Source organism: Moorena sp. SIO3H5, assembly GCF_010692395.1.
Classification (GTDB): Bacteria; Cyanobacteriota; Cyanobacteriia; order Cyanobacteriales; family Coleofasciculaceae; genus Moorena.
Genome location: NZ_JAAHHS010000310.1, coordinates 1 through 9,363, shown reverse-complemented (window position 1 = coordinate 9,363; position 9,363 = coordinate 1). Strand labels below are relative to the sequence as shown.

The 9,363-nt window shown below is 43.9% G+C and carries 7 protein-coding genes; 2 read left to right on the top strand and 5 right to left on the bottom strand.

The window, feature by feature from the left end; translation table 11 throughout:
* From F6K52_RS26370 to F6K52_RS26350, 5 genes are all read right to left on the bottom strand, one after another.
* Window positions 1–767: hypothetical protein (locus F6K52_RS26370; protein ID WP_293085270.1), on the bottom strand; the 767-nt coding region annotated here is incomplete at its 3' end.
* A gap of 60 nt (window positions 768–827) precedes the next feature.
* Window positions 828–1,205: a Mo-dependent nitrogenase C-terminal domain-containing protein gene (locus F6K52_RS26365; RefSeq protein ID WP_070394323.1), complete on the bottom strand. Its 378-nt coding sequence runs from the start codon at window positions 1,203–1,205 to the stop codon at window positions 828–830.
* A gap of 905 nt (window positions 1,206–2,110) precedes the next feature.
* Window positions 2,111–3,871, bottom strand: a complete 1,761-nt coding sequence (locus F6K52_RS26360) for a ribonuclease J (protein WP_293085267.1) — start codon at window positions 3,869–3,871, stop codon at window positions 2,111–2,113.
* Between the two features lie 334 nt (window positions 3,872–4,205).
* Window positions 4,206–5,108, bottom strand: coding sequence for a 4-hydroxy-tetrahydrodipicolinate synthase (dapA, locus tag F6K52_RS26355; protein WP_293085264.1), 903 nt, complete (start codon window positions 5,106–5,108; stop codon window positions 4,206–4,208).
* A 96-nt stretch (window positions 5,109–5,204) separates the two neighbouring features.
* Window positions 5,205–6,242: an aspartate-semialdehyde dehydrogenase gene (locus F6K52_RS26350; protein WP_293085261.1), complete on the bottom strand. Its 1,038-nt coding sequence runs from the start codon at window positions 6,240–6,242 to the stop codon at window positions 5,205–5,207.
* Window positions 6,243–7,155: 913 nt separating this feature from the next.
* On the opposite strand from F6K52_RS26350, the gene tig reads away from it, so the two are divergent.
* Both tig and F6K52_RS26340 read left to right on the top strand, forming a co-directional pair.
* A complete protein-coding gene (gene tig / locus F6K52_RS26345; RefSeq protein WP_293085258.1) occupies window positions 7,156–8,592 on the top strand; it encodes a trigger factor in 1,437 nt (478 codons plus the stop codon).
* A gap of 325 nt (window positions 8,593–8,917) precedes the next feature.
* The coding region (locus tag F6K52_RS26340; protein WP_293085272.1) for an ATP-dependent Clp protease proteolytic subunit at window positions 8,918–9,363 on the top strand (446 nt) is incomplete at its 3' end.

Sequence of the window (9,363 nt, the reverse complement as noted above, 5' to 3'; positions counted from 1 at the left end):
GTTGATAAATTAAACCGTTTTAGCAAATTTTCCATCACCGTTGGCAACATTTGGCGCAGTTCCTGTGGATTTTGGCAGATCAGCTGCTGGTAGCTAGGCAGATCAAAAGGAAACTGTCCTGGTAAATCTGGTCGTTTCATGTTCACGAGCAAAATCTGTTCCGTCGGCTTAGCCGTCAAAGCATAGCCGATTTCCACACAAACATAGGGACTAGGAATCAGTAAGGGTTTGTTTTCCGTTGCTAGACCAGCCACCGGGGTGCCATCAGCAATGAACACTAGACTTTTGCGGATTTTGCGCATCTGGGTACTCCCCAGGCGCATTGGTTCACCAATTGGGCGTCGGGATTCTTCTAGAGTTAGGGGTAAACGCGATCGCTTATTAAAGGTATCTAGGGTATCTGACAGGGTGCTACGCAAAGCCTCACTAGAGGCACTGTATTCAGTCTGGTAACTCACAAAGATTATTGGCGACAGTTGTGCCATTACCTCTCGCTTCGTGAAGTAAATCTCGTGAGAAATCAAGTCAATATTGGAAATGGCATAGCCCCCACTACCTTCTATGTAAAACTCGACTGTTTCCCCTGCTAGGTAACGCATAAACCATTCAGAGTTTTTTACATCCTGGCTATCATCCAAAAAATCTGCTCTTAAGCCTGACTTAAGCAAACTATTTTTGCTCAAACGCAGGTCATGGTGGCGTTTCTCCAATTCTTTGATGGGTTCGTATTTCTGGAGATACCAGGCTTTTAGGGCAATAATGGCCATGATGTTTTCTAATAGGCACGGTTTCCCGACGCCCGCTGCTAAAATTCTCGTTTCGGAATTTTAGCAGTAACAGGTGATATCTTCACCACATTCATCGGCCAGATAAGACAGTGCTCGGAAGCGCAGGGCTACCACTTCATCATAGACAGGATTGAGTTTACACAATGGTGGAATCCGAAGTAGAGTGCGATTGAAAAGTTTAATCTGACGTTCAAAAGGACACTGGGCTGGAATTAGTCGGCAGAGACGGTGGGCTAATTTGGGGTTATCAACCTCAATTTGGTTCAGCCACTGCCGTAATGACTCCAGCAGATCAAAAGTCTTCCTGGTCTTGCCGAGTAAGGCAGGAATTGTAATCTTGGAGGAATCTGTTCCTGGGTTAATCCAAACCCGACTTGTAATGATTAGCTTACTTATTGTATAATCAGATACACTCATGTCTTTTACCTGTGATACTACTAGTAGGCGGTAATCCAGTCGCCTGTAATATAACTACACAAGATATCTTTCTCATACCGGATTGACAGAGGATCATTTTTATGTATATCTTGCCAGAGCAAGATAACACTCCCCCTCTGCCTGAGGAGAGCCGATCTTGGTGGTTATTACAGGCATACCGCCTTTTTTTTGTCGTTACCCTATCACTATTGGAATAGGGTGTTTTCGCCGCTGGATATCAGCAGCTGATCTTAAAATCGAATTAAATATATATAGTCAATCGACACAAACATGACTGGGTTAGGACAAATCCTATAGATAGCAGTTAGTGTAAACCAGGTAAGCTAATACCCATTTACGCTGCTCAATTGAAGCCATTGCTGCGCGATAGTTCTGAGGGACATAAACTGAGCTTTTGGTTTAGTACTCCAGGGTCAGCTCCTTCGCTAGCTCCTTCGCTACAGGGGCATCAGAGCTGATAGCTGGCAAGGGTAGCTTTGAGAGCAGCAAGCTTAAAGCATAGTTGACTGTTAAGGGTTAAGCATCAACTGCCAACAAGCTGTGACGAATTTGAATAGATCAGTTTAGTGTGTACTAGCTTATCTGTGAAACTAGCTTATCTGTGTAATTAACTGCATCTACTGATATGCTGCCAAGATCCGTAATGACCAAGCTTGGTCACTCTTACGGAACTTTGGCAATTTGGCAATAGGGATTGAGTAATCACACTGATTAGAATAACTCATCATTGCTATTAGAATAACTCATCAGTAGCTCTAATGTCGTAAAAAAAAAGACTGACTTCAACATTTAGTTGTTTCCTGAGTGTTGAAGTCAGTCTTTTTGGGAATTAAGGACGAAAATAAGGGAAAAAGGACGCCAAGGGCGAACATTCACCCTTCTTCTTATGAAGCCACTTTGGCAGTAGAGCGCCGACGTCGTGTACCTGTGACCTTAACTGGTGGTTCCTCTGGGGTTTGCAGCAAGAACACCACCAGCGGACGACTCCTGAGTTCCCGGCGAGCTAAACGCTGGAGGTCAGCTTGAATTTGCTTTTGCAAGCCTTCCCAATCAATTTCAGTAGCTTTCCCTGTCAAGGATTTATCAAAATCTGACCAGCGATCGCTTAATGTCCGTTCAATTCTTTTGATCACCAACTGTTGCAGGAGGGATGTTTCTAACGGTGAGACCACACCCCGAAGATGAATTTCTGGCTTGGCAAGGAGTTTGCCATCCCAACTGAGTGCGGCAGCTACAGTCACTACTCCATCTCCAGCCAACTGCTGACGTTCTTTCAAAACATTGTCATGAACAATACCAGTGCGGTCTACCAGTTCAATACCTGAGGGGACGTTACCTGTAATACTAATGCTGTCCTCAGATAACTCCACCACATCCCCATTATCGGTAATCACAGTATTTTCCACAGGGATACCCATAGTATGAGCCATCTTGGCATGTTGAACTAGCATTCGATGTTCACCATGCACCGGCATAAAGAATTTTGGTCGTGTTAGAGCCAACATCAGTTTATGGTCTTCCTGAGCGCCGTGACCAGAAACATGAATGCCATGCTTACGACCATATACAACATTGGCTCCCAGCTTCATTAACCGATCAATGGTATTCACCACCGCAATTGTATTACCAGGAATGGGGTTGGCAGAGAAGACCACTGTGTCCCCTGCTTGGATTTGAATTTCCCGGTGTTCCCCTTTAGAAATGCGAGTCATTGCGGCTAGCGGTTCACCTTGAGAACCCGTTGTCAGAATCAGAATTTTTTCTGGTGCTATATTTTTAACGGCTTTTAACGGCTCAAACAAGTTATCTGGGCATTTAATGTAACCCAGGCTACGAGCGTGGGCAATCACATTCAGCATGGAACGACCCACAATTGCCACCTTCCGGTTTTGTTTTTGGGCGATATCCAGGACTATACTTATCCGGTGAACTGAGGAGGCAAAGGTAGTCACTAGGACTCGTCCTGGTGCTTGGGCAATGGCTCGTTCTAGATTCGGATAAACCGAACGTTCAGATGGAGTATGTCCAGGAACTTCGGCGTTAGTCGAGTCACTCATCAAGCACAATACCCCTTTTTCCCCATGTTCCGCTAGTCTTTGGAAATCGAAGAATTCTCCATCCACAGGGGTATGGTCAACTTTGAAATCACCTGTATGGATAATCACACCTACTGGCGTACGAATGGCAATGGTAAAGCTATCAGCAATCGAGTGAGTGTTGCGAATAAATTCTACAAGGAATGAAGAACCGATACGTACCGTTTCACGGGGCATTACACGTTTCAATTCTGTGTGGTCAGCTACACCAGCTTCTTCTAGCTTGCCTTGAAGTAATGCCATGGCTAAGCGGGGTCCATAAATCACGGGAATATCAAATTGCTTTAAATGATAGGGAATGCCACCAATATGGTCTTCATGACCGTGAGTGACAATCATGCCCTTGATTTTGTGCTGATTTTCCCGTAAATAGGTCATATCGGGGAGGACGATATTAATTCCATGCATCTCATCATTAGGGAAGCCAATCCCAGCATCTAAGAGCAGGATTTCGTCATTGAATTCAAAAACACAAGTGTTCTTCCCAATTTCATGGAGTCCCCCCAGAGGAATAATTTTTAAAGCTGGTTTAGATGTTTGCTTAGTCATTTGACTCCTCGTTTTTTTTGTTAGTAAAAATTTGAAAAAAAGTGATAAAAATTACCTTTTCAATATAGATATTCATCACACATATAAAGCAATGATGTAGAGCTTTTTATGATAAAATCATTATTAGCAAATAAACGTGAAAATAATAGGAAAGAAAATAATAGAAAAAAATTAGGGAGAAAGAAAGCAAAACTTAAATTAACTATTCATAGCTCACTAATCTCCCTCGCAATCCATAACATAGTCTTCGCTAAGAGGTCATTCATCTTTCCTCCCTTACAAAGCGAAGATAGATCTGATCAAAGGTAATTGGTACAAAAAAATGAGTACAGATTTAAATTAAATCCAGCTCAATTAGAACCTCCTTTAAACGGGATTTTAATTCAGAAGGTAGCTCGCAAAGGGGTGAGCGAAAACTACCCACCTGCCAACCTTGAAGTTCTAGTGCTGTTTTGATGGGGATAGGATTGGTAGTACAAAAGAGTACTTTAAATAAGGGAAAAAGTTTGAGGTGAATAAGAGTCGCCTCGGTAGTTTTCCCCTTCTCAAAAGCTTTAATCATCTGTTGAATTTGGGAACCAACCATATGACTGGCTACACTAACTACACCTGATCCTCCTAGTGCCAGGGTGGCTAGGGTAAAGGAGTCATCGCCAGAATAGATAGCAAAATCTGGTGGGGTTAAACGCCTAATTTGACTAGTCTGTTCGAAGTCGCTACTAGCCTCTTTAACAGCTACGATATTAGGAATTTGGGCTAAACGAGCAATCGTCTCCGGTTGGAGATTTTGTCCTGTGCGACCCGGTACATTGTAGAGCATCAGGGGAAAGTCAGGACTGGATTTGGCGATTGCTTGGAAATGCTGGTATAGTCCTGACTGTGGCGGTTTATTGTAATACGGTACAACTTGTAATGATCCATCTAACCCTAGTTTAGCAGCTTTTTCAGTAGCAGCGATCGCTTCTTCTGTAGAATTTGAACCCGTTCCAGCAATTACCTTGGCTTTACCTGCAACTGCTTTTTGGACTACTTGGAATAGTTGGTACTCTTCATCCCAGGTAAGGGTAGGAGACTCACCAGTGGTGCCACATACCACCAAAGTATCTGTCCCATTATCAACCAAATGAGTTGCTAAATCCTCTGCCACAGCATAATTGACGCTGCTATCTTCCCTAAACGGCGTAATCATCGCCGTTAGCACACGTCCAAAATTGACCACCCTTTTCTCACTCCTCATTAATTATTGGTCATTGGTCATTAGCCATTATTCATTAGTCATTGCTCTTTGGTAAAGCTTGCTGTTCCAGAATACTTTTTGCGCTTCTAAAAAGGACTAAGGACTTGGGACTAAGGACTTTAGCAAATTTTTGGCTACCAATAACTCAGCAATTTGCACTGCATTCAAGGCAGCACCCTTACGAATCTGGTCTCCACTCAACCAAATTTCTAGACCACAAGGGTGAGAAAGGTCTTGTCGAATCCTACCCACTAGTACTTCGTCATTACCCGACGCATCAATAGGCATAGGGAAGTAGTTCGCCTGCCAATCTTCTACTAGTTTTACTCCAGGGGCAGTGGCTAATATTTCTCTTGCCTTAGCTACTGGCATGGGTTGGTCGAACTCTAGGTTAACTGCTTCTGAGTGAGCACGGAGTACGGGAACCCGTACACAGGTAGCACTAATTTTTAACTGTGGAGCATTAAATATTTTGCGGGTTTCATTGACCATCTTCATTTCTTCCTGACAGTACCCCTGCTCATTTAAGGGGGAGTTGTGGGGGAACAAGTTAAATGCCAGGGGATAAGGAAAGCTTTCTGTTGGTGGCGTTTTTCCTTTCAAAATTGCCTGAGTCTGTAATTTTAATTCTTCCATCGCTTTCATTCCAGCACCACTAGCGGATTGATAAGTAGCTACCACTATGCGTTTTACTGGCTGTACCTGATGTAATGGCCATACTGCCATACCCATTAAAATCGTAGTGCAATTGGGATTGGCAATAATTCCTTGATGATTTGCTGCTGCCTCTGGATTGATTTCCGGAATCACTAGAGGTACTTGTGGATCCATCCGAAAGGCACTGGAGTTATCAATGACCACTGCACCACTTTCTACAGCAATAGCCGCCCAAGCTTTCGACGTTGCCCCCCCAGCTGATGCTAAGACCAAATCTACCTGATCAAAAGAGTGCTCTCCCACCGCTTCCACTCGTAACTTTTCTCCCTGAAAGGGGATGACACGACCAGCAGAGCGGGGTGAGGCTAACAGCTTAAGGTCAGCCAGTGGGAAGTTTCGGCTTTGCAAGAGTAACCGTAGTTCTTCACCTACAGCACCCGTTGCGCCTAAGATGGCAACGCGAACTTGACTAGACAAATGACTTTCCTCCACTCATTCAATTCAACATAGTAAATGTGCGTGATAATTTCATCAGTGCATTCTTTAAGAGTATCTAAATTTTTTTTCCCTTACTAGGTATTTAACCTCTGATAACGGTTCGCTATAGCAGGTTAAGGGCAATTGAGCCAAAATGTGATATTAAGGATTACGACCATATTAAGCCTTTATTTTCAGGACTATTGCACTTATTTATCAATATTGTTGATAATAATGCCAACTTAATTGATTTTTGTCCTTACCCTGTTCGCTATAGCCCATTGGCGTCTTAACAAAATGCCTGGAATGCCCAAATCTCAATAAACTTATCAATTAGCGCTAGTGTAACTGCTCACACTGCCCTATTAAGCCTCCACCAGATTGATCGACTGGCGTGTTATGTACAATTGAAAAGCTCTGATCGACTAAGAGCTTACTTAAAGGCTGTAGTAACCACCTATAGATAGTTTTTTCTACTGCCGGAAAGGAACTGGTAGATGTGCTTCACGCTTAACTGGTTGTTAGGATCAGCATACCATAATTGCTTTGGATTCTCCCGTCTAGTCCCATCCAATGTAGAAGTTGTCCATCTGCAAGCGATACTCGATAACCATTAATTTTTACCTCTACTCCTTTGGATATCGGCGTTTTGACTCAAACCCCTTGAGAAATTTCTCACAGCGACGCTGGTTGCCAAACCCCTTAATGGGAACCACCGTCGGCTAGGGCAACTACTTAATGTGGATAAATACCTTGGCTGAAACAATGTAAATCTTTTTGGTGAATTTTGTTGGTCGAAGCAGGCAACACCTAAAGTAATATAGGAGTCCCCAGGTCGAATCTTTGATTCAGCCAGGTTGACTATCAACTGTCCCAACTCATTAAACAATTAACTCTTCACACCCAAGCGTCAATGAAAGTAACTCAGGAAAAACTTCCCGCTAGCCAGGTTGGTCTGGAAATTGAAATTCCGGCTGAAACGACCAAAAAAGCCTATGAAAAGGTTTTACAAAACCTTTCCCGCACAGTCAAAATTCCTGGGTTTCGCCAAGGGAAGGTACCCCGTCAGGTTTTGCTACAACGTCTTGGTGCCCAACACGTAAAAGCTGCTGCCATCGAAGAGTTGCTCGACAGTAGTCTAAAGCAGGCAATTGAGCAAGCCCAAATTGAGGCACTAGGAAACTATAATTTAACCTCTACCTTAGAAGATTTGCTCAGCCAGTTCAAACCCGGAGAACCCCTAACTTTCACAGCATCGGTGGATGTGCCACCAGTGGTAAATTTAGGGGAATACAATGGCTTAAGTGTGAAAGCTGAGGAAACTAAGGTTGAACCGGATGCCGTGGATAATTTTCTCGAACAACGGCGTGTTGAGCAGGCTACCCTAGTACCAGTGGAATCACGTCCAGCCCAGATGGGAGATGTGGTCGTGGTCGATTATGTCGGTCGATTTACTGGTGATAGCGAAGAGGATGAAGGCTCAGTAATACCTAACGGTGAGGCTAAGGATTTTGAAATTGAACTTGGGGAAGGCAAGTTCCTAGAGGACATTCTTCAAGGGATCGTTGGTATGAATCCTGATCAGAATAAAGAAGTACCAGTGACGTTTCCTGAAGATTACCCCCTAGAAGAGTTAGCTGGCAAGTCGTCGGTATTTAGCATCACCCTAAAAGAAATCAAGGAAAAAGAGCTGCCAGAGTTAGATGATGACTTCGCTCAAGAAGTTAGTGATAAAGAAACCTTGGCAGAGTTACGGGAATATTTACAGCAGGAGTTTCAGGAAAGCGCTGATCAAGAAACGCAAGCCAGCAAGGAGGAGGCTTTAATCAACGCTCTGTTGGAAAAGGTTGAAGTTGACTTGCCTGAAACCCTAATTGACCAGGAACTCCAAACAATTTTGACCCAAACAGCAATCCAGATGCAACAGTTGGGCATGGATGTCAAAAGGCTGTTTACTGAAGAGAATCTACCACAGCTGCGAGAGCGATCACGTCCTGATGCCATCCAAAGCCTCCGACAATCCCTAGCCCTTAAGGAAATAACTACACGTGAATCCCTAACCGTTGAAGAGTCGGAAATAGAAGCGAAAAGTAAAGAATTGATGAAGGAGTTGGCTGGTCAAGAGGTAGATCCGGATCGGCTCAGGGAATTCGTCGAGTCCGATTTGCTCAAACTCAAAGCCATTAAATGGTTAGAAGATCACGGTACTATCGAGCTGGTTCCCAAAGGAACCATAACCGAAGAAGAAGAAACTGAAGCAGAAGACACGGGCGTTACAGTAACCGAACTAGAAACCACCGATGCGGCTTCCCAAACCATTGAAGTACCAGCTGAACCAGTTTCTGAGTAAATCCTAGAGTTGGCCTTGTTGCTGATTTGCCCAACGGACGCGGTAGGGAGTGGCTAAGCTGCTGAGGATTTAACTTTTATAATTCTGAGGCTGAAACCCAAGACTCAGCTTAGATCGGTTTTCAACACTAGATGCTCAACAGCTTAGGCTTATAGATAATCCTCAACTCTCTAACCGTCAACTCTTCTTGCACCAACAAGCAAACAGTTAAGGCATAATAGTTTCTATAGAGACTTTGACTTTATGCCTATTCGTTACCTTGTTAGATAGCACCTTTATTAGTAAATCGAGAGGTCTTGGCGAATTGTATCCTATGCTGCAATCTATGCTGGAATCTGTTTCCCCTCATTCCTCAATCACCAGCTTAAGTTCTCTAGACCAATACCAAATCACCTCCAGTAGTGTTGTACCAATGGTGGTAGAGCAGTCTGGAATGGGAGAACGAGCATTTGACATTTATTCACGGCTGCTGCGAGAACGCATTGTTTTTTTGGGAACCCAGGTCGATGACGTGGTAGCTGACTCAATTGTTGCCCAGCTGTTATACCTAGAAGCCGAAGACGAGGAAAAGGATATCCAATTGTATATCAACTCCCCAGGTGGCTCGGTAACTGCAGGGATGGCAATGTATGATACTATGCAGCAAGTGCGCCCAGATGTGGTTACCATATGCTATGGCTTAGCTGCTAGTATGGGCGCATTTCTCCTAGCAGGGGGAGCTGCTGGTAAGCGGATGGCATTGCCCAATTCTCGGATTATGATTCACCAGCA

Coding starts and splice junctions, on each gene's coding strand:
- F6K52_RS26365 (WP_070394323.1), bottom strand. CDS start 1,205: ATGAGTGTATCTGATTATACAATAAGTAAGCTAATCATTACAAGTCGG.
- F6K52_RS26360 (WP_293085267.1), bottom strand. CDS start 3,871: ATGACTAAGCAAACATCTAAACCAGCTTTAAAAATTATTCCTCTGGGG.
- dapA (WP_293085264.1), bottom strand. CDS start 5,108: ATGAGGAGTGAGAAAAGGGTGGTCAATTTTGGACGTGTGCTAACGGCG.
- tig (WP_293085258.1), top strand. CDS start 7,156: ATGAAAGTAACTCAGGAAAAACTTCCCGCTAGCCAGGTTGGTCTGGAA.